At 60.8% G+C, this 20,301-nt stretch carries 18 protein-coding genes and 1 riboswitch; of the genes, 9 read left to right on the forward strand and 9 right to left on the reverse strand.

What is annotated here, in order from left to right:
- Positions 1-93 precede the first annotated feature (93 nt).
- The gene (locus LIS66_RS25025) at positions 94-477 is read right to left on the reverse strand and encodes an MAPEG family protein (RefSeq protein ID WP_042606598.1); all 384 of its coding nucleotides are present in this window, start codon (positions 475-477) and stop codon (positions 94-96) included.
- A 347-nt stretch (positions 478-824) separates the two neighbouring features.
- On the opposite strand from LIS66_RS25025, the gene LIS66_RS25030 reads away from it, so the two are divergent.
- Positions 825-1,994 carry an MFS transporter gene (locus LIS66_RS25030; RefSeq protein ID WP_042606597.1) on the forward strand — a complete coding sequence of 390 codons (1,170 nt, stop codon included), beginning with the start codon at positions 825-827 and terminating at the stop codon, positions 1,992-1,994.
- Positions 1,995-2,302: 308 nt separating this feature from the next.
- A complete protein-coding gene (locus tag LIS66_RS25035) occupies positions 2,303-3,568 on the forward strand; it encodes a cation:proton antiporter (RefSeq protein ID WP_116658427.1) in 1,266 nt (421 codons plus the stop codon).
- On the opposite strand, the gene LIS66_RS25040 is transcribed toward LIS66_RS25035, so the two are convergent.
- Positions 3,569-4,456 carry a formate/nitrite transporter family protein gene (locus tag LIS66_RS25040; protein WP_042606595.1) on the reverse strand — a complete coding sequence of 296 codons (888 nt, stop codon included), beginning with the start codon at positions 4,454-4,456 and terminating at the stop codon, positions 3,569-3,571.
- Between the two features lie 245 nt (positions 4,457-4,701).
- Positions 4,702-5,106 carry an acyl-CoA thioesterase gene (locus LIS66_RS25045; RefSeq protein ID WP_016772772.1) on the reverse strand — a complete coding sequence of 135 codons (405 nt, stop codon included), beginning with the start codon at positions 5,104-5,106 and terminating at the stop codon, positions 4,702-4,704.
- Between the two features lie 197 nt (positions 5,107-5,303).
- Positions 5,304-5,402, forward strand: a riboswitch (S-adenosyl-L-homocysteine riboswitch).
- A gap of 23 nt (positions 5,403-5,425) precedes the next feature.
- Between LIS66_RS25045 and ahcY the strand changes: the two genes are divergently transcribed.
- From ahcY to LIS66_RS25065, 4 genes are all read left to right on the forward strand, one after another.
- Positions 5,426-6,835 (forward strand): adenosylhomocysteinase, encoded by a 1,410-nt coding sequence (gene ahcY / locus LIS66_RS25050; RefSeq protein WP_039757587.1) that lies wholly within the window; start codon positions 5,426-5,428, stop codon positions 6,833-6,835.
- A gap of 189 nt (positions 6,836-7,024) precedes the next feature.
- Positions 7,025-7,870 carry a methylenetetrahydrofolate reductase [NAD(P)H] gene (metF, locus tag LIS66_RS25055; protein ID WP_042606692.1) on the forward strand — a complete coding sequence of 282 codons (846 nt, stop codon included), beginning with the start codon at positions 7,025-7,027 and terminating at the stop codon, positions 7,868-7,870.
- A gap of 212 nt (positions 7,871-8,082) precedes the next feature.
- On the forward strand, positions 8,083-8,895 hold the full coding sequence (locus LIS66_RS25060) for a substrate-binding periplasmic protein (RefSeq protein WP_065616487.1): 813 nt from the start codon (positions 8,083-8,085) through the stop codon (positions 8,893-8,895).
- A 221-nt stretch (positions 8,896-9,116) separates the two neighbouring features.
- The gene (locus tag LIS66_RS25065) at positions 9,117-10,985 is read left to right on the forward strand and encodes a DEAD/DEAH box helicase (protein ID WP_065616486.1); all 1,869 of its coding nucleotides are present in this window, start codon (positions 9,117-9,119) and stop codon (positions 10,983-10,985) included.
- A gap of 238 nt (positions 10,986-11,223) precedes the next feature.
- Here LIS66_RS25065 and LIS66_RS25070 read toward each other — a convergent pair whose 3' ends face one another.
- The 3 genes from LIS66_RS25070 to LIS66_RS25080 form a co-directional block, all read right to left on the reverse strand.
- On the reverse strand, positions 11,224-11,802 hold the full coding sequence (locus LIS66_RS25070) for a YceI family protein (RefSeq protein WP_042606592.1): 579 nt from the start codon (positions 11,800-11,802) through the stop codon (positions 11,224-11,226).
- A gap of 31 nt (positions 11,803-11,833) precedes the next feature.
- Positions 11,834-12,385, reverse strand: coding sequence for a cytochrome b (locus LIS66_RS25075; protein ID WP_110644415.1), 552 nt, complete (start codon positions 12,383-12,385; stop codon positions 11,834-11,836).
- Between the two features lie 379 nt (positions 12,386-12,764).
- Positions 12,765-14,534 (reverse strand): flavin monoamine oxidase family protein, encoded by a 1,770-nt coding sequence (locus tag LIS66_RS25080; RefSeq protein WP_042606590.1) that lies wholly within the window; start codon positions 14,532-14,534, stop codon positions 12,765-12,767.
- 223 nt (positions 14,535-14,757) lie between these two features.
- On the opposite strand from LIS66_RS25080, the gene LIS66_RS25085 reads away from it, so the two are divergent.
- On the forward strand, positions 14,758-16,164 hold the full coding sequence (locus LIS66_RS25085) for an adenosylmethionine--8-amino-7-oxononanoate transaminase (protein WP_042606589.1): 1,407 nt from the start codon (positions 14,758-14,760) through the stop codon (positions 16,162-16,164).
- A gap of 151 nt (positions 16,165-16,315) precedes the next feature.
- Complete coding sequence (locus tag LIS66_RS25090) at positions 16,316-17,035, forward strand: 16S rRNA (uracil(1498)-N(3))-methyltransferase (protein WP_042606588.1); 720 nt, start codon at positions 16,316-16,318, stop codon at positions 17,033-17,035.
- A gap of 125 nt (positions 17,036-17,160) precedes the next feature.
- On the opposite strand, the gene trhA is transcribed toward LIS66_RS25090, so the two are convergent.
- Positions 17,161-17,778 (reverse strand): PAQR family membrane homeostasis protein TrhA, encoded by a 618-nt coding sequence (trhA, locus tag LIS66_RS25095; protein ID WP_042606587.1) that lies wholly within the window; start codon positions 17,776-17,778, stop codon positions 17,161-17,163.
- A 161-nt stretch (positions 17,779-17,939) separates the two neighbouring features.
- On the opposite strand from trhA, the gene LIS66_RS25100 reads away from it, so the two are divergent.
- A complete protein-coding gene (locus LIS66_RS25100; RefSeq protein ID WP_227973233.1) occupies positions 17,940-18,860 on the forward strand; it encodes a LysR substrate-binding domain-containing protein in 921 nt (306 codons plus the stop codon).
- Between the two features lie 201 nt (positions 18,861-19,061).
- Here LIS66_RS25100 and madM read toward each other — a convergent pair whose 3' ends face one another.
- Together madM and madL are read right to left on the reverse strand one after the other, a co-directional pair.
- Positions 19,062-19,826 carry a malonate transporter subunit MadM gene (madM, locus tag LIS66_RS25105; protein ID WP_042606585.1) on the reverse strand — a complete coding sequence of 255 codons (765 nt, stop codon included), beginning with the start codon at positions 19,824-19,826 and terminating at the stop codon, positions 19,062-19,064.
- 1 nt (position 19,827) lies between these two features.
- Complete coding sequence (madL, locus tag LIS66_RS25110; protein ID WP_227973234.1) at positions 19,828-20,244, reverse strand: malonate transporter subunit MadL; 417 nt, start codon at positions 20,242-20,244, stop codon at positions 19,828-19,830.
- Positions 20,245-20,301 lie beyond the last annotated feature (57 nt).

Here is a 20,301-nt window from a genome sequence, read left to right on the forward strand (position 1 = left end):
CGCCTTCGCGAGCAGGCTCGCTCCCACATCTGGAATGCATTTCCATGTGGGAGCGAGCCTGCTCGCGAAGAGGCCGGCAGCAACACCCGATAATCAGATGGACACAAAGAAGAACGAAGCAATCAACGCCATCCCGATAAACCACACCACCGAACGCAGTGCGGCCCAGTCGGCCAGATAGCAAATGATGTACAGCAGGCGACTGGTGATAAACAGCACGGCCAGCACATTGACCGTCACCAGCTCCGCAGTGCCGACCAGATGGGCAACGATCACCGCGGCGGCAAAGGCTGGCGTCACTTCAAAGCTGTTCAACTGCGCGGCATGGGCGCGACGGGCGACGCCGTCGACGCTGTCGAGGAAATCCCGTGGATCGTAATTGTCCTTCAAGCGGAAACCGCCGGTTGCCTTCGCCACGACCGTGCACAGGTACGGCAGAAAAATCGCGATCAACACACACCAAAGAGCCACCGTCATAACGTCGTCCTTTTTTCGATTCGAGAATGGGCGAGCGGTCAGAACTTCATCACCCAGCATGCCGATCAGCACCTGCCCAAAGGCTAAGAGCCGTGGCCGGCCGAAAGGTTCTTTCAGGCGGATATTTCACGGCACCGCTTACGGTGAATATGCGATTGCAGAACCGACTGGTCAGAATTGATTCGCCATGTGTCAGCAGCTGTTTATACTGCACCCCACCACGCCGTACTCAGCTGCACACCCAAAAATTCCAATAAAAGCTGCCTGCTCCGCTTTCCTTGCGAAAACGGTCGCTGGCACGCGTATGCCTGATCAAAGCGTCAAGACTACTGACAGAGACCTTGCGCATGCCCCTCGCTTTGCTTGCACTCGCCGTTGCCGCATTCGGCATCGGCACCACCGAATTCGTCATCATGGGCCTGCTGCCCGATGTCGCCCGCGACCTTGCGGTGAGCATTCCTCACGCCGGCCTGCTGATCACCGGTTACGCCCTGGGCGTGGTGTTCGGCGCGCCGATTCTGGCGATCGGCACCGCCAACATGCCGCGCAAAGCGACCCTGTTGGGCATGACGCTGATGTTCATTCTCGGCAACGTGCTCTGCGCGCTCGCGCCGAACTACGCAACACTGATGGCGGCACGCGTGGTCACGGCGCTGTGTCATGGCGCGTTTTTCGGCATTGGCTCGGTGGTCGCCGCCGGACTGGTTGCGCCGAACAAACGCGCGCAGGCCATTGCGATGATGTTCACCGGCCTGACCCTGGCCAATGTCCTCGGCGTGCCCCTGGGCACAGCGCTGGGCCAATACGCTGGCTGGCGCTCGACCTTCTGGGCGGTGTCGGTGATCGGCATTGTCGCCGCGCTGGCGCAATGGTTGTGGTTGCCCAAACACATCGCGATGGACAAGGCCAACCTCGCCAGCGAATTCAAAGTACTGGGCAAGGCCAACGTGCTGCTGGCGCTGGGCATGAGCGTGCTGGCCTCGACCAGCCTGTTCAGCGTATTCACCTATATCGCACCGATTCTGCAAGACATCACTGGCGTCAGCCCCCACGGTGTGACGGTGATGCTGCTGTTGTTTGGCGTCGGTCTGACAGCGGGCAGCATGCTCGGCGGGCGTCTGGCCGACAGCCGTCTGTTGCCGTCACTGGTCGGCGTGGCACTGGCGGTCGTGGTGATTCTCGCGGCGTTCAGCCAGACCAGCCGTTCGGTTATTCCGGCGGCAATCACGCTGGTGCTGTGGGGAATTTTCGCCTTCGCACTGTGCCCGATTCTGCAGCTGTTGATCATCGATCAGGCGCATGAAGCGCCGAATCTCGGTTCGACGCTGAACCAGAGCGCGTTCAACCTCGGCAACGCTGCGGGCGCCTGGATCGGCGGACTGGTGGTCGCCAGCGGCGCGGATCTGGCGGACTTGCCGTGGACCGGGGCGCTGGTCGGCGTGCTGACGGTGCTGACCGCGCTGCTGTTCATTTACCTGCAACGTCGGCGGGCCAGTGCGGTCAATGTGTCTGGCTGATTGTGGTGTGCCAGATGCAGCCCTCACCCTAGCCCTCTCCCAGTGGGAGAGGGGACTGATTGGGGGATGCTTAAGAGCTACGCCGACCTGACCGTGCTTCGCTCATTCCATAATCGACCCGATCGTTCAGATCGATGCACCTCACCAGACACCTCGGTCGGCCCCCTCTCCCTCTGGGAGAGGGCTGGGGTGAGGGCTGTTGAATTTGACTCCGGATTCGGATGTGCCCTCAGCCACACCCGCCCCATCAAACCCCTGCGTCCAACCTCCGGTCGCGCTCCATTCACCCCTCATCCAAAGGACCCCGGATGCTTGAACTTGTCGCCGCTTTCATCTGTTTGACCACCCTCCTGACCTTCGTCAATTTCCGCTTCATCGGCCTGCCGCCGACCATCGGCGTGATGGTTACCGCCCTGCTGTTCTCACTGCTCCTGCAAGGCCTCAGCGTGCTCGGTTTTCCGGGGCTCGAAGACCGTGTGCAGCAACTGATCGGCCAGATCGACTTCGGCGATCTGCTGATGAACTGGATGCTGTCGTTCCTGCTGTTCGCCGGCGCCCTGCACGTCAACCTGAATGACTTGCGCAGCTACCGCTGGCCGATCGGCCTGCTGGCTACCTTCGGCGTATTGATCGCCACAGTGGTGATCGGCAGTCTGGCCTTCTACATCTTTGCCCTGTTCGGCTGGCACGTGAGTTTCCTCTACTGCCTGTTGTTCGGCGCGCTGATCTCACCGACCGACCCGATTGCGGTACTCGGCGTATTGCGTACCGCCAATGCTTCAAAACCGCTGAAAACCACCATCGTTGGCGAATCGCTGTTCAACGACGGCACCGCGGTCGTGGTCTTCACCGTGCTGCTGGGCATCGCGCAACTGGGCGAAACCCCGACCGTCAGCGCCACGGCCATGCTCTTCGTCCATGAGGCGATTGGCGGTGTGTTGTTCGGTGGGCTGATCGGCTATCTGGTCTACCGGATGATCAAAAGCGTCGAGCAGCATCAGATTACCGTGATGCTGACCCTGGCCCTGGTGATCGGCGGTTCGGCGATGTCCACCGAACTGCACGTCTCGGCGCCGATCGCGATGGTGGTCGCCGGGCTGATCATCGGCAACCTGGGGCGCAACCTGGCGATGAACGACATGACCCGGCGCTATCTGGACGGTTTCTGGGAGTTGCTCGATGACATGCTCAACGCGCTGCTGTTTGCGCTGATCGGCATGGAGTTGTTGCTGCTGCCGTTCAACTGGCTGCACATGGCCGCCGCAGGTTTGCTGGCGGTGGCGATTCTGCTGTCGCGCCTGCTCACCGTGGCGCCGGCGATTCTACTGTTGCGCCGCTGGCGCTCAGTGCCCGCCGGCACCATCCGCATCCTGACCTGGGGCGGTTTGCGCGGCGGTGTTTCGGTGGCACTGGCGCTGGCCCTGCCGCTGGGCCCGGAGCGCGATCTGCTGCTGAGCATCACCTACATCGTCGTGCTGTCGTCGATCCTGTTGCAGGGCCTGACCATCGGCAAACTGGTCAAGCACGCGACGCGCAACGAGCCGGCCAGCATGCCTGAGCCAGCCCACCATTGATCATTTCTTGATCGACTGCGGATCCGGCTCTACAGCCTGGTCCGCAGACTCCTTCGGCGCACCACTTTCGCTGCGAATCTGCGCATGACTGATCAGCGCGAAGATGAAACTGCCGCCAATGATATTTCCCGCCAGCGTCGGCGCGGCGAACACCGCCCAGAAATCGCTCCACGGCAATTCGCCGGCAAACACCAGATACGATACTTCAGCGGATCCGACGACGATGTGAGTGAAGTCGCCCAGCGCCATGAAGTAGGTGATGAGGATGATGATCCACATCTTGGCGCTCTCCATGGACGGAATCATCCAGACCATGGTGGCGATCATCCAGCCGGAGACGATGCCCTTGGCGAACATCTGGCTGGCGCTGTGTTCCATGACCTTGCGGCCGATCTCGAGGAAGGCGACGTCGGTCTTGCTGTCGAAGATCGGCAGTTCCAGCATCACGTACGCAACCAGAATCGTCCCGCAGAGGTTGCCGACCAACACCACGCTCCACAGGCGGATCAGCCGGGCGAAATTCAGCAGCGTCGGCTTGGTCATCACTGGCAGCACGGCGGTCAGGGTGTTTTCGGTGAACAGCTGCTGCCGCGCAAGGATGACTGCGAGGAAACCGGCGCAGTAACCGAAGCTGGCGATCACCTTGAATTCATCGCCCTCGGGCAGACGCGAATTGAGCAAGCCCATGCCCATCAGCGACAGGCCCATGGTCAGGCCGGCGGCCAGCGCCGACCACCAGAGCGCGGCAATGCTGCGTTCCAGTTCCTGGTCGCCCTGGGTGCGGATGATTTCATGCAGAACGGCCGCGCGCGGCGGCTGGCTCTTCTCGACTTCGTGCTGCTCCTTGGCCGAGAGGTCGGGGGTCTTGTCGCTGGTGGGGGTGGTCATGGCGTGGCAACCGGTGGGGGGCGATGTAGCTACGACCGTTGCGCTTGGGAATACGTTCTGTAGGCGCGGCGCAAATCTCTGGATGCACGCAAATCCAGGGTAGGAGCTGCCGAAGGCTGCGATCTTTTGATCTTGATTTTTGAAGATCAAGATCAAGATCAAAAGATCGCAGCCTTCGGCAGCTCCTACAGGCACAGGTGATTCCTGTGGGAGCGAGCCTGCTCGCGAAGGATGCGCCGCCGATCTTATTGAACGGCTTCGTCATCCTTGAACTGGTCTTTCACATATTTGATCTCGGTGCGCCCGTGCGGCGCCGGCAGGCCGTCTTCGCCGAGGTTGACGAACACCATCTTCTCGACGGTCAGAATGCTCTTGCGGGTGATCTTGTTGCGCACTTCGCAGGTCAGGGTGATCGAGGTGCGGCCGAATTCGGTGGCGGTGATGCCCAGTTCGATGATGTCGCCCTGGCGCGAGGCGCTGACGAAGTTGATTTCCGAGATGTACTTGGTCACCACACGCTGATTGCCCAATTGCACGATGGCGTAGATCGCCGCTTCTTCATCGATCCAGCGCAGGAGGCTGCCGCCGAACAACGTGCCGTTGGGGTTGAGGTCTTCGGGTTTAACCCATTTGCGGGTGTGGAAATTCATGTTCACTCCTGAGCGCGTGCCGAAAGATGCGCACATCTTGGCAGACTGATCGGTCAGGCTCCAGGCAGCTGCGACTATGGTCGCCATTGGCGATCTTCATCTGGCCGACAGAAACCCTTTGGAAGATCAGCCCGGACGGCTATAATCGCCCCGTTTCAAAAAACGGTAACGTTCACTGACTACCGTTTTCCCGCCACCTGTCCGAGGGGCGCTGCAGCAGGTTCGACCTGTCAGGCTCGGATGGGGCGTTGACCGGCTCTCGCCGGACACTAAACGCACAACGGCGCCCATTCGCATACATTACGAATGGAGGCTCTTCATGAGCGCTGTCAACACGCCTGCCGATTTTACCGATTACAAAGTTGCCGATATGTCCCTGGCTGCCTGGGGCCGTCGCGAAACCATCATCGCAGAATCGGAAATGCCTGCCCTGATGGGTCTGCGCCGCAAGTACGCCTCGGAGCAGCCGCTCAAGGGCGCGAAAATCCTCGGCTGCATCCACATGACCATCCAGACTGCCGTGCTGATCGAAACCCTGGTTGCCCTGGGTGCCGAAGTACGCTGGTCGTCCTGCAACATTTTCTCCACTCAGGATCAGGCCGCTGCCGCTATCGCTGCCGCCGGTATCCCGGTGTTCGCCTGGAAAGGCGAGACTGAAGAAGAGTACGAGTGGTGCCTGGAGCAGACCATCCTGAAGGATGGCCAGCCATGGGACGCCAACATGATCCTCGACGACGGCGGCGACCTGACCGAGCTGCTGCACAAGAAATATCCGCAAGTGCTCGATCGCGTTCACGGCGTGACCGAAGAAACCACCACTGGCGTGCACCGTCTGCTGGACATGCTGGCCAAGGGCGAGCTGAAGATCCCGGCCATCAACGTCAACGACTCGGTGACCAAGTCCAAGAACGACAACAAGTACGGCTGCCGTCACAGCCTGAACGATGCGATCAAGCGCGGCACCGACCACCTGCTGTCCGGCAAGCAAGCGCTGGTCATCGGTTACGGTGACGTGGGCAAGGGCTCGGCTCAGTCCCTGCGTCAGGAAGGCATGATCGTCAAGGTGTCGGAAGTCGACCCGATCTGCGCGATGCAAGCCTGCATGGACGGTTTCGAACTGGTGTCGCCGTTCATCGACGGTATCAACGACGGTTCCGAAGCGAGCATCGACAAAGCGCTGCTGGGCAAGATCGACCTGATCGTGACCACCACCGGTAACGTCAATGTCTGCGACGCGAACATGCTCAAAGCCCTGAAAAAGCGCGCCGTGGTCTGCAACATCGGTCACTTCGACAATGAAATCGACACCGCTTTCATGCGCAAGAACTGGGCATGGGAAGAAGTGAAGCCACAGGTGCACAAGGTTCACCGCACCGGTGCCGGCAGCTTCGACCCACAGAACGACGACTACCTGATCCTGCTGGCCGAAGGCCGTCTGGTGAACCTGGGTAACGCCACCGGTCACCCGAGCCGCATCATGGACGGTTCGTTCGCCAACCAGGTCCTGGCACAGATCTTCCTGTTCGGCCAGAAATACGCCGACCTGTCGCCAGCGCAGAAAGCCGAGCGTCTGACCGTTGAAGTCCTGCCGAAGAAACTCGACGAAGAAGTGGCCCTGGAAATGGTTCGCGGCTTCGGCGGCGTGGTCACCCAACTGACCAAGCAACAGGCTGACTACATCGGCGTCACCGTCGAAGGCCCGTTCAAGCCGCACGCTTACCGCTACTAAGTAACCGGCTGCTTTATTTGTCGGAATGGCTTGTTGTGGCGAGGGAGCTTGCTCCCGCTGGGCTGCGCAGCGGCCCCAGGATTTTGGGAGCGCTGCGCACTCCAGCGGGAGCAAGCTCCCTCGCCACATACAGGTTTGCTTCTGCAGATGAAACATACCGAAGGCTTTCGTGTTTCCAAGGGTATGACCATGTCCCAAGACCGTCGCTACAGCTTCGAGTTTTTCCCGACCAAGACCGACGCCGGGCAAGAAAAGCTCCTCGCCACTGCCCGTCAGTTGGCCACTTACAATCCTGATTTCTTTTCCTGCACCTACGGCGCTGGCGGTTCGACCCGTGATCGCACGCTCAACACCGTGTTGCAGCTGGAAAGCGAAGTCAAAATACCCGCCGCACCGCACCTGTCGTGCGTCGGCGACAGCAAGGACGACCTGCGCGGCCTGCTCAACGAATACAAGGCCGCCGGCATCAAGCGCATCGTCGCCCTGCGTGGTGACCTGCCGTCCGGCATGGGCATGACCAGCGGTGAGCTGCGTCACGCCAATGAACTGGTGGAATTCATTCGTGAAGAAACCGCTGATCATTTCCACATCGAAGTTGCCGCTTACCCGGAGATGCATCCGCAAGCGCGCAACTACGAAGACGATCTCGCCAACTTCGTGCGCAAGGCCAAGGCCGGTGCCGATAGCGCGATCACCCAGTACTTCTTCAACGCCGACAGCTACTTCTACTTTGTCGACCGTTTGCAGGCGCTGGGCGTGGATCTGCCGATCGTGCCGGGAATCATGCCGATCACCAACTACAGCAAACTCGCGCGTTTCTCCGATGCCTGCGGTGCGGAAATCCCGCGCTGGATCCGCAAGCAACTGGAAGCCTACGGCGACGACACACGAAGCATCCAGAGCTTTGGCGAGCAAGTCGTCAGCGAAATGTGCGAACGCCTGCTGCAGGGCGGCGCACCTGGGTTGCATTTTTATTCCATGAACCAGGCCGAGCCTAGCCTGGCGATCTGGAATAACCTGAAGTTGCCGCGGTGAAGCAGCCGCAAGCTTCAAGCTGAAAGCTACAAGCTACAAGCTACAAGCTACAAGCAAGAGCAAGAGATCGCAGCCTTCGGCAGCTCCTACATTGGAATTTCGTATCCCGCAGGAGCTGCCGAAGGCTGCGATCTTTTGCTTTTGAGCCCGCGAAACAGAGCTTGTGCAGGCACTTTCTGGCTCTTTCGGGTTTCTCGTCGTAATCTCCAGCCATGCCTTTGATCACGCAGTTACTCGCCGTGCTGGTTTTTGCTTGCCTGAGCTTCGCCGCTCGGGGCGAGAAGTTGCGTATTGTCACCGAGCCATGGGCGCCCTACGTGTACGAACAGGGCGGGCAGAATCTCGGGCTGGACTACGAAACCACCGCCATCGTGTTCAAACGCCTGGGCATTGAAGTCGAGTGGCAGTTCCTGCCGTGGAAGCGCTGCCTGTCGATGCTCGAAACCGGTCAGGCCGACGGTGCGCTGGACATTTTTCACAGCGCCGAGCGCGACGCCACCCTGCTCTACCCCAGCGAACCGTTGTCCGACGTTGAATTCGTAATGTTCTACGCCAACGATCGACCGCACCCGTTCAGCACCCTGGATCAACTCAAGGGCCTGACCATCGGCACCTCGCCGGGCTATCTGTACAGCCCGGATTTCAGCCAGTCACAGCTGTTCAGCCGGGAGCCGGCGCCGACTCATGAAGCCAATTTCGGCAAACTGGTACGCGGGCGTATCGACCTGCTGATTACTGATCGCCGCGTCGGCCAGCATTTGCTCGATGAACTGAATATTCGCGATCTGATCACGGAAAACCCGACGGTTATCAGCCGCCAGAGCCAGTTCCTGGCGGTTCGGCGCAATGCCGGCATGGATCTGCTGGTGCAGCGTTTTGGCGCCGAGCTCAAGCGTTTCAAGCGCGAACCGGCCTACGCCGAGCTCAGCGCGCGTTACGGTGCTGCTCCCGTCGACAGCGCTTCTCTGCGCTCGGCCACGGCCAGCGGCAAAACCGTTGAGCAGCAGGAAAGCAGCGCGCAGTGATTGCTCTGTTATACTCCGGCGTTCCCGCCAGGCTCACGCCCGGACGCCCGGAACCGTAACAGGCCTCACGACCCGCTACAGCGCAGCTTTCAGCCCGCGCGAGCGCTCCTGACGAGCCTTCGGAACCGCCGCTGGACCGGACGGGATTGCGTCCTCTTAAACGTGATTCGCGCCAGGCAAGACTCCCATTGGGCCAAGCCCTAACTAAAACAGGATTACTCATGTCCTTTGCTTCCCTCGGTCTCTCCGAGGCTTTAGTCCGTGCCATCGAAGATGCGGGCTATACCGAGCCTACTCCGGTGCAACAGCGGGCCATTCCCGCCGTGTTGCAAGGTCGCGACCTGATGGTTGCGGCTCAGACAGGTACCGGTAAAACCGGCGGTTTCGCCCTCCCGATTCTGGAGCGGTTGTTCCCCAACGGTCACCCGGACAAATCCCAGCGTCATGGCCCGCGCCAACCGCGCGTACTGGTCCTGACCCCGACCCGCGAACTCGCGGCCCAGGTGCACGAGAGCTTCAAGATCTATGCCCGTGACCTGAAATTCGTCAGCGCCTGCATCTTCGGCGGCGTCGGCATGAACCCACAGGTCCAGGCCATGTCCCGTGGCGTCGACGTCCTCGTTGCCTGCCCGGGCCGTCTGCTTGACCTCGCCGGCCAGGGCAGCGTCGATCTGTCCCACGTGGAAATCCTCGTCCTCGACGAAGCCGACCGCATGCTCGACATGGGCTTCGTGCACGACGTGAAGAAAGTCCTCGCGCGCCTGCCGGCCAAGCGTCAGAACCTGCTGTTCTCGGCAACGTTCTCGAAAGACATCACCGACCTCGCCGGCAAGTTGCTGCACAACCCGGAACGCATCGAAGTCACGCCGCCGAACACTACGGTCGAGCGCATCGAACAACGCGTATTCCGCCTGCCGGCCAGCCACAAGCGTGCCTTGCTGGCGCACCTGATCACCGCCGGCGCGTGGGAACAGGTACTGGTCTTCACCCGCACCAAGCACGGCGCCAACCGTCTCGCTGAATACCTGGACAAACACGGCCTGCCGGCGGTGGCGATCCACGGTAACAAGAGCCAGAACGCCCGCACCAAAGCCCTGGCCGACTTCAAGGCCGGTGAAGTGCGCATTCTGGTTGCCACCGACATCGCCGCCCGTGGTCTGGACATCGACCAGTTGCCGCATGTGGTCAACTTCGAGCTGCCGAACGTCGATGAAGACTATGTGCACCGTATCGGTCGTACCGGCCGCGCCGGTCGTTCGGGCGAGGCGATCTCGCTGGTCGCGCCGGACGAAGAGAAGCTGCTGAAAAGCATCGAGCGCATGACCAAGCAGAAGATTGCCGACGGCGATCTGATGGGCTTCGACTCCAGCACCATCGAAGCCGAGAAGCCGGAAGCCCGCGAGCGTCCGGACATCCGCAACCCGCGCAATTCCCGTGGCCCACGCGGCGACGGCCCTAATGGCGGCGGCGGTGGCGGTGGTCGCAAGGACAAAGGCAAAGACAAGGGCAAGGAAAAACCGGCCGGTGATCGTGGCGAGCGCCCTGCCCGCCAGCAGAAGCCGCGTGAAGGCACGCCGGGTCGCGAACAGCGTCCGAGCCAGCCACCGCGTGCAGCGGCTGACCGTGCCCCGGACGAGTTCCTCGACGACGATATCGATAACTTCGGTAACCGCGTTGATTACGTGCCGAAAGCCGCTCCTGCCGGCGGCCGTGGCCGTCGTCCGGGCGCCCCGGCGCAAGGCGCAGGCACTGGCGCACCACGCGGCGGTCAGCCACAGGGTCGCCAGAACGGTCCGCGCAACAGCAACGGTTCGAGCACCGGCACACCACCGGCCAAACGCAGCGGCCCGCGCAATGGCGCACCGCGTGACGGTCAGGGTCGTCGTGACGAATCCGCGCCACGCAACCGCCGCCCGGCCCGTGACGATCAGCCACGTAGCGAACCGGCCGTGCAGAACCCGCGCAGCAACGGCCCGAAGATCATGCACAAGGAATCGAAAGCCGACCGCTTCCCGACGCCTGAGCAGCTCGATCAACTGCCAAGCCGCCCGCGTGGCGAGAAACCGGCACTGCTGACCCGCAATCGCTGAGTTCAAGCCGCAATGAAAAATGCCCCGGTTCGAAAGAGCCGGGGCATTTTTATAAGCGCTGCAAATCGCTTTGCGTAGGAGCTGCCGCAGGCTGCGATCTTTTGATCTTGATCTTGATCTTCAAAAATCAAGATCAAAAGATCGCAACCTTCGGCAGCTCCTACAGGGGATCTGTGTTGTGGCAAAAAAAACGCCCCCGGCCTTGCGACCGGGGGCGTTTTTCATGTGGCGGCGAAATTTATTTCGCTTTCACACCTTCGAACGAAACGTACAGCTCGACCGCATCGGACTTCGGACCGAGGTCTTTCTGCTTGCCGAAATCGGAACGCTTGATGGTGGTGGTGCCTTCGAAACCGGCACGGTAGCCGCCCCAAGGATCCTTGCCTTCGCCCAGGAAGGTCGCCTTGACGACAACTGGCTTGGTCACGCCCAGCAGGGTCAGGTCGCCGGTCACGTCAGCCGTGTTGGCACCAGTGGATTTGACGCTGGTGGATACGAAAGTGGCCTTGCCGAATTTGCTGGCGTTGAGGAAGTCCGCGCTGGCGATGTGCTTGTCGCGCTCGGCGTGGTTGGTGAACACGCTGGCAGTGTTGACGTTGAACTCGATCTTGCTGTCTTCAGGCTTGGCAGCGTCGAAGCTGAACTTGCCGTCGATGTCCTTGAAGGTACCGGTGATGAAGCTGTAGCCCAGGTGGCTGATCTTGAAGTCGACGAAGGCGTGCTGGCCTTCCTTGTCTACTACGTAGTCAGCAGCCATTACGTTGGCGGACAGCACGGCAGAACCGATTGCCAGAGCGGCCAGAGTCTTTTTCAACATGCTTTCTTTTCCTTTGAGTCGAGGTTGAATTTCAGGCTTTGCGACCAAGCATTCGGGTGAGGGTCGCATCACGATCGATAAAGTGGTGCTTCAATGCTGCCAACGCATGGAGACCGGAAAAAATTACCAGTGCCCACGCCAGCCAGAGATGAATCACCCCAGCGGTATCTGCCTGATCCGGTAGTCCGGAGAGCAGAGCAGGAACTTCAAACAGGCCAAACACCGGGATCCCGACACCGTCTGCGGTGGAAATCAGGTAACCGGCAATCATCACAGCGAACAGCGCCAGATACAGAAACCCATGGCCGAATTTAGCGCCGATGCGGGTCATGCGGCTGTAGCTTTGCAGGGTTGGCGGCGGTGGGCTGATGAAGCGCCACAGCACCCGCAACACCATCACAGCGAGCAGCACCAGGCCGATGCTCTTGTGCAGGTCCGGCGCGTCTTTGCGCCAGGTGCTGTAGTAATCCAGCCCGACCATCCACAGACCCAGCGCAAACAGCCCAAAGACCGCCAGCGCCACGCCCCAGTGCATGAAGATGCTGACCCAACCATAGCGCGAAGAAGAGTTACGTAGCTGCATTGCCCAAATCCTGTGAGAACTGCGAACCAAGACTAGCGAGTTATCTATCGAATTAAAGCGGAAAATTTTGCTTTGAAATATCGAGAAATACGATCAAGAGTCTGTAAGTGGCTTGTTAAGGAAAGATTAAAGGGAAAAGTATGGCGGGATGTCAGGGGACGCTGCTGGTCTAGCTGCTTTTTTGTGGCGAGGGAGCTTGCTCCCGCTGGAGGCCGAAGGACTCCTTCACACGGCTAGCGCGATGCATAGGAAATACCGGGCAATCCGAGGCTACGACTGCTTCGCAGCCGAGCGGGAGCAAGCTCCCTCGCCATAGGGGTTGTGCTCAGACAAAAAAAAGCGCGGCATAAAAGCCGCGCTTCTTCATTCACCGCAAGGCTTACTGCGCCTTGCTCTCGGTCGTCGCTGCAGGCTTGGCTGCTGGCTTCTTCGCCGGCTCAGCCTTCTTCGCTGCAGGTTTGGCGGCCGGCTTTTTCGTTTCGGTTTTGGCCGCAGGCTTCTTCGCCGCTGGCTTGGCCGCTGCTTTCTTCGCCGGTTCAGCTTTCACTGGGGCCGCTGGTTTCGGTGCTTCCACCGGAGCTGGCGCAGGGGCCGGGGTCGGTGCAGGCGCTGGAGCGACCGGAGCAGGTGCTGGCTCTGGCGCTTTCGCTGGCTCAGGCTTCTTCTCGTCATCCGAACCGCCAAACAGGTTAGTGAAGAAGTTGCCCTTCTTCGCCGCCACGGCACCCGCCGCGCCTGCCGCTGCTGCAGCCGGCACCACTTTGACCGGTTCGAACGATTTGCCTGCCGCCAGATCTTCCACCTGACTGGCCGCGCGCTGGCCGGTGCGCAGTGCGCCTTCCAGGGTGCCCGGGTACAAGGTGTCGGTGTGTTCGCCAGCGAACGCTACGCGTTGCAGCGGACGTTCCCACAGACGCCAGAATTTGCTGATCTGCCCCGGGCCGTAAGCCAGGTAGGCGCCGCCCATCGACGGGTCGGTGCTGTAGCGACGGATTTCATAACCGGTGAACGAGCCACGGGCCTGTGGATAAAACGCGTGCAGACGGATCAGCACCTGGTCGACCATCTGCTTGTCGCCGAACGCTTGCATCACCCGAGCGTTGTCGCCTGACAGGTTGATCACCACGTTGGCGCCACCCTTGAGCGCCGGCTCGATCCAGAGCATGCCCAGGCCGGTATTGCTGTAGATCTCGCCAGACATGCGCGACTTGCTTTCCCACACCGGCGTCTTGAACTTCAGCATGATCTGGTCGCGCCAGCCGTAGTTGGTGCCTTTGATCGCCGCCAGGTGCTGGGCATCCAGCGCCGGGGTCAGGGCGATCTTGTTCAGTGCGCGCAACGGCACCGCCAATACCACGTAGTCAGCCTGATAGCCGACGCTGCCGACTTTGACGGTCACGCCGTCCTTGTCCTGGGTAATGGCCGAGACCGGCGAACTGGTCTTGATGGTCTTGATCTGTTTGACGAAGGCCTGGGCCAGCACCTGGCTGCCGCCGACCAGACGCGAGGCGCGCAGGTCACGGTCGGAGACGCCGCGATAGACGCGGTTCTGCTGAGCGAAATACAACAGCGACAGACGCGAAGGTTCGTCGTAGTGGGTGCGGATGTCCTGGTTGATCAGCTGACGTGCGGTGGCCGGCAGGTTCTGCTTGTCGAGCCAGCTCGATACAGTGATCTGATCCAGCGCATGCAAAGTGGCGGTCGCCGCCGGGTTCTGCGGATCGTCGATCGAGCGTGCCAGATCGTCGAGGGTTTTCTGGTATCGCTTGAGCGCGTCGGCAGTGGCGGGCTGCTTGGTGGCCAGATCGGCAGCGGAGAAATAATCACCGTCGATCAGATAGCTCGGGGTACGGACGAATTCCGGCGCCGGCGTGGTGCCGAGCTTGAACGTCGACACGTATTTGTTGAGCACCGGCTGGGTCTTGTCGTTGCCGATCCACTCGCTGGTGGCCATGCCCGAGCGACCGCCCAGACTCGGTTTGGCTTCCAGCAGGGTGACCTGCCAGCCCTTGCTCTGCAGCTCGTAAGCGGCAGTCAGGCCCGACAGGCCGCCGCCGATCACGATTGCGGTTTTATCCTTGGCCAGCGCCGTAACGCTGAACAGCCCCAACATCACCAGCGCACAGGCGCGCAGCCAACCGACAGACATTCAGCGAACTCCGGAAAAACATGTGGGAAAAAGCAGTTTTGCGAGTCAGACGACTCAAAGAACCGCGAAGAATACGTTAGCCATCAAAACGCCGCCAGCGACGTCTATCGGCTCAGACAAAGTAGCTCAATCGACACAATGGGTTGTTCCCGCGCGATGCATTGCATAGGCTTGCGCGATTGTTCGCCCGCGCCTGACGCGAGCCGCCTCGAGGAGACTGTAAATGGGCCTGAATAACCAGTGGATGCAACGCGATCTCGCGGTGTTGTGGCATCCCTGCACCCAGATGAAAGACCACGAACAGCTGCCGCTGATCCCGATCAAGCGTGGCGAAGGCGTCTGGCTCGAAGACTTCGAAGGCAAGCGCTACCTCGACGCGGTCAGCTCCTGGTGGGTCAATGTGTTCGGCCACGCCAACCCGCGCATCAACCAGCGCATCAAGGATCAGGTCGATCAACTCGAACACGTGATTCTTGCCGGTTTCAGTCATCAGCCGGTGATCGAGCTGTCCGAGCGCCTGGTGAAGATGACCCCGCAAGGCCTGAATCGGGTGTTCTACGCCGATAATGGCTCGTCGTGCATCGAAGTCGCGCTGAAGATGAGCTTTCACTACTGGCTCAATCGCGGCCAGCCGAATAAAAAGCGCTTCGTCACCCTGACCAACAGCTACCACGGTGAAACCATGGCGGCGATGGCGGTCGGCGATGTGCCGCTGTTCACCGAGACCTACAAAGCCCTGCTGATGGACACCATCAAGGTGCCGAGCCCGGATTGCTACGGACGTCCCGACGGCATGAGCTGGGAAGAACATTCGCGCAACATGTTTGCCGCCATGGAACAGACCCTGGCGGAAAACCATGACAGCGTCGCGGCAGTGATCGTCGAGCCGCTGATCCAGGGCGCGGGCGGCATGCGCATGTATCACCCGGTCTACCTCAAGCTGCTGCGCGAGGCCTGCGACCGTTACGGCGTGCACCTGATCCACGACGAAATCGCCGTCGGTTTCGGCCGCACCGGCACGATGTTCGCCTGCGAGCAGGCCGGCATCCGCCCGGACTTCCTCTGTCTGTCCAAAGCCCTCACCGGCGGCTACCTGCCGCTGGCCGCGTGCCTGACCACCGACGAGGTCTACAGCGCGTTCTACGACGACTACCCGACCCTGCGCGCCTTTCTCCATTCGCACAGCTACACCGGCAATCCGCTGGCGTGCGCGGCGGCACTGGCGACGCTGGATATCTTCGAGCAGGACAACGTCATCGAGAACAACCGGGCGCTGGCCCAGCGCATGGCCTCGGCGACGGCGCATCTGGTCGATCACCCGAACGTGTCCGAAGTGCGCCAGACCGGCATGGTCCTGGCCATCGAGATGGTCAAGGATAAAGCCACGAAAGAGGCCTACCCTTGGCAGGAGCGCCGTGGTCTGAAGGTGTTCCAGCATGCGCTGGAGCGTGGCGCGCTGTTGCGGCCGCTGGGCAGCGTGGTGTATTTCCTGCCGCCCTATGTGATCACCCCGGAGCAGATCGACTTTCTGGCCGAAGTGGCCAGTGAAGGCATCGACATTGCGACGCGTGACAGCGTCAGCGTCGCGGTACCGAAAGATTTCCATCCCGGTTTCCGTGATCCCGGCTGACTCGGCTACTTGAGATTTGCGGTGTTTGAACTACCGCTTTCGCGAGCAGGCTCGCTCCCACAGGGGGATGCATTCCAAATGTGGGAGCGAGCCTGCTCGCGAATGAAGTCAACACCGATCCAACTGATTCACATCTTTCCAGAGACCCGAAATGAGACTGTCCCGCTTCTTTATCGACGCCCCGCTGAGCACCGGCGAACACGAACTGCCGGAGGCCCAGGCGCATTACATCAGCCGCGTGCTGCGCATGGCCGAGGGCGATGCCGTGCAGTTGTTCGACGGTTCCGGCCATGAGTTTCGCGGATCGCTGGTAGAAGTCGGCAAGAAGCGCGTCATCGTGCAGATCGACGAGCAATTCCCCGGGCAGGTCGAATCGTCGCTGCAGATCCACCTGGGCCAGGGCCTTTCCCGTGGCGAGCGGATGGACTGGGCGATTCAGAAAGCCACTGAACTGGGGGTGAGCGAAATCACCCCGATTTTCAGCGAACGCTGCGAAGTGCGCCTCAAGGACGAACGCGCCGACAAACGCCTGCTGCACTGGCGCCAGGTAGCGATCAGCGCATGCGAGCAATGTGGGCGCTCGCGGGTGCCGGTAATTCATCCGCCGGTGTTGTTGGCGGACTGGATCAAGCAGACTGAAGCGGAGTTGAAGCTGGTGTTGCATCCGGTGGCAGAGCCGCTGGTCAGCCATGCCAGACCGGCGACGCTGGCGTTCCTGATCGGGCCGGAAGGTGGCTTGTCAGATGGCGAAGTCGAGCAGGCCAAGGCCAACGGCTTCCACGCCGCCCGCCTCGGCCCACGCGTGCTGCGCACCGAGACCGCGCCGGTGGTGGCATTGGCTGTTGCACAACAGCTTTGGGGTGACTTTTAGAGTCTCGATTGGAATACGTCCCTGTAGGAGTGAGCCTGCTCGCGATAGCGGTGTATCAGCCACCACTCATTGACTGAACTGACGCAATCGCGAGCAGGCTCACTCCTACAAGGGAATGGCGGTGTTTAGAGGACGTAGAACAGAATCGCGACAAAATGCAGCAAGCTCCCGGCGATCACGAACAGGTGCCAGATGCCATGGGCATGCCGCAAGCGGTGATCCAGGGCAAAAAAGATAATCCCCACCGTATACAGCACGCCGCCCGACGCCAGCCAGGCAAACCCCACCGTGCCCAGTGCGGCAATCAGCGGCTTGACCGCGACCAGGACGATCCAGCCCATCACCGCGTAAATCACGATCGACAGAATCCGCGCTTCGGAGCGCGGTTTGATCTCTTGCAGAATGCCGATCAGCGCCAGCCCCCAGACAATCCCGAACAGCGTCCAGCCCCACGGCCCGCGTAACGTCACCAGGCAGAACGGCGTGTAGCTGCCGGCGATCAACAGGTAGATCGAAAAATGATCGACCTTCTTCATGATCGCTTTCTTGCGCCCGCGCACGCTGTGGTAAACGGTCGAGGCGCTGTAGAGCACCAGCAAGGTAAACGCATAAATCGCCACGCTGACAATCTTCCATGGACTGCCGTCGAGGCTGGCGATTACCAGCATCCACACGCCGCCGATAAACGCCGCAATAGCTCCGACCAAATGGGTCCAGGCGTTGAGTTTTTCCCCGTGATACATGTATTGCTCACCTCACATTCGTTACCGCAGCGCGCAAGGCTCGGGCCTTGAGCGTAAAAGCGCAAGTTTGCGTTCAACACGATCCCCTGTAGCAGCTGCCGAAGGCTGCGATCTTTTGATCTTCCGTGCACAATCGGCCGATACCAAAAAGAGTCCGCGCCATGCTGATCGACGAAGAATTGACCCTGAAAAAACTCGAGGTGTTCCTCGCCTTCATGCGCACCGGCAACCTCGCCCGCGCCGCCGCCGAATTGCAGACCAGCAACGTCAGCGTGCACCGCGCCATCCACTCACTGGAAAGCGCCTTGCGTTGTCCGCTGTTCAAACACGAGGGACGCAACCTGACGCCGCTGGAAAGCGCTTACGTGCTGGAAGAGCGTGCGCAGAAGCTGATCAACGACGTGGTCGAAAGCGTGCGCCTGACCCGCGAAGCTGCCGGATTCTCCGCCGAGCGCTTCAAGCTCGGCTCGCTGTATTCGCTCACGGTGAAGACCGTGCCGCAACTGATCATGGGCCTGAAAATCCGTCGCAGCGAACTCAACATCGACCTGATCCTCGGCTCGAACATCGACCTGCTCTACAAGCTGAAAAACATGGAAGTCGACGCGATTCTGGTGTCGCTGGACGACAGCATCAACGACCCCGATTGCGAGCAGATTGCACTGTTTTCCGACGACATCTTCCTCGCCACCCCGGCGGACTCCAAGTTTGCCCAGCGCAGTGAAGTGGACCTGGCGCAAGTGCGCGATGAAACCTTCATCACCCTGACCCAGGGCTTCGCCACCCATCAGGACGGTGTGCGGGTATTCAAACAGGCGGGGTTCGAGCCGAAGGTGGCGATGCAGGTCAACGACATCTTCACCCTGCTGAGCATGGTCAGCTCGGGCGTGGGTTATGCGTTGCTGCCAGGAAGGATTGCGGCGGTGTACGAGAATCGGGTGAAGCTGATCCCGTTGCAGGAAAAGTACCGCTTGCAGCAACACATTGGCGTGGTGTTTCTCAAGGCCAAGGAGCGCGATCCGAATCTGCTGGCGTTGCTGGCGGAGTGTCGGATGTATGCGAATCGGCAGGGTGGGGTTTAGATCAAGATCAGATCAAGATCAAGAGCTACCCCCTCACCCCAGCCCTCTCCCCCAAGGGGGCGAGGGGGAAAGGGAGCAGATCTCCATGGGTTTCAAAGCCTGAGTTCGACTCAGGATTTTCAGGTCGATGTATAACGCCAAAACAACGCGGTCAGTCCCCTCTCCCCCCGGGAGAGGGCTAGGGTGAGGGGCTCTTGATCTTCAGCCGACAATCGCGCGAACAATGAAGAACAACAGCGACGGCCCCAGCAAACACCCAAGACCGGTGTGAAAGGTAGCCGTCAACGCCCCGTACGGCACCAGGCGCCGATCCGTCGCCGCCAGCCCCGCCGTCACGCCACTCACCGTCCCGGCCAGCCCGCCAAAGACCATCGCCGAGCGGGGATTGTCCAGGCCCATCCAGCGCGCCGCGACCGGGGTGCCGACCATCACCAGAATCGCCTTGATCAACCCGGTGGCAATCGACAGCGCCATCACATCCGAGGTCGCGCCGATCGCCGCACCGGTCACCGGCCCGACGATGTAAGTCACCGCACCCGCGCCGATGGTGGTCATGCTCACCGCGTCGCGATAACCGAAGGTCCAGGCCATGCACGCGCCGACAATGAACGGTAGGATCGTGCCCAGCAGCAGGGCGATCACGCCGATCATGCCGGCCTTCTTCGCTTCGGTGGCCTGCACTTCAAAAGCAGTGGCGACGATGGCGAAGTCGCGCAACATCGCCCCGCCCATCAGGCCGATGCCGGAGAACAGCGTCAGATCGGCCAGGCCTTTCTGCCCGCCGGTCATGGTGCCGCCAACCCAGGCCAGCACCAGGCCGATGACGATGGCGATCGCCGAGCCGTGGATGCGCCCGAAGGTCAAGCGCCTGGAGAGAATCACCGACACCCACATGATCACGCCGACGAAGGCGAAGGCGGTGATCAGCCCATTGTGTTCCAGACCTTTTTCGATGAGATCCCACATGTCAGCGACCTCCTACCGGGGTGCCGACCGGGGAGATTTCCGCCGGATCGTCGGGCAACGGTTCGCCCTTGTGGGTGCGGCTGATCAGGGCAATCGTGCAACCACAAACCGCCACGGAGCCGATTGCCGCCAGCACCGCCACCGGGCCGCCGTGCAGGGCGGTGACGACGTTCTGCTGCGCGGCCATCGCCACCACCACCGGAATGTACATCGCGCCCCAGAAGCCGACGCCCATCTCGCAATCCTTGGTCATGCCGCCGCGCTTTTGCATCCACAAGCGTGCGCAGATCAGCAGGATCATCGCAATGCCGACCCCGCCGACGTTGGATTTGACGCCCAGCAACACGCCAAGCATGTCACCCATGATCACCCCTGCCAGCGTACAGATCGCCAGCAGCGCCACACCGTAAATAATCATTGTTGTAGTCCTCAAAGTGCATCGTCGAATGTTGTTTTTGTTGTTCGAAGCTTGAGT

It is taken from the genome of Pseudomonas sp. HN2, assembly GCF_020736465.1.
GTDB lineage: Bacteria > Pseudomonadota > Gammaproteobacteria > Pseudomonadales > Pseudomonadaceae > Aquipseudomonas > Aquipseudomonas moraviensis_A.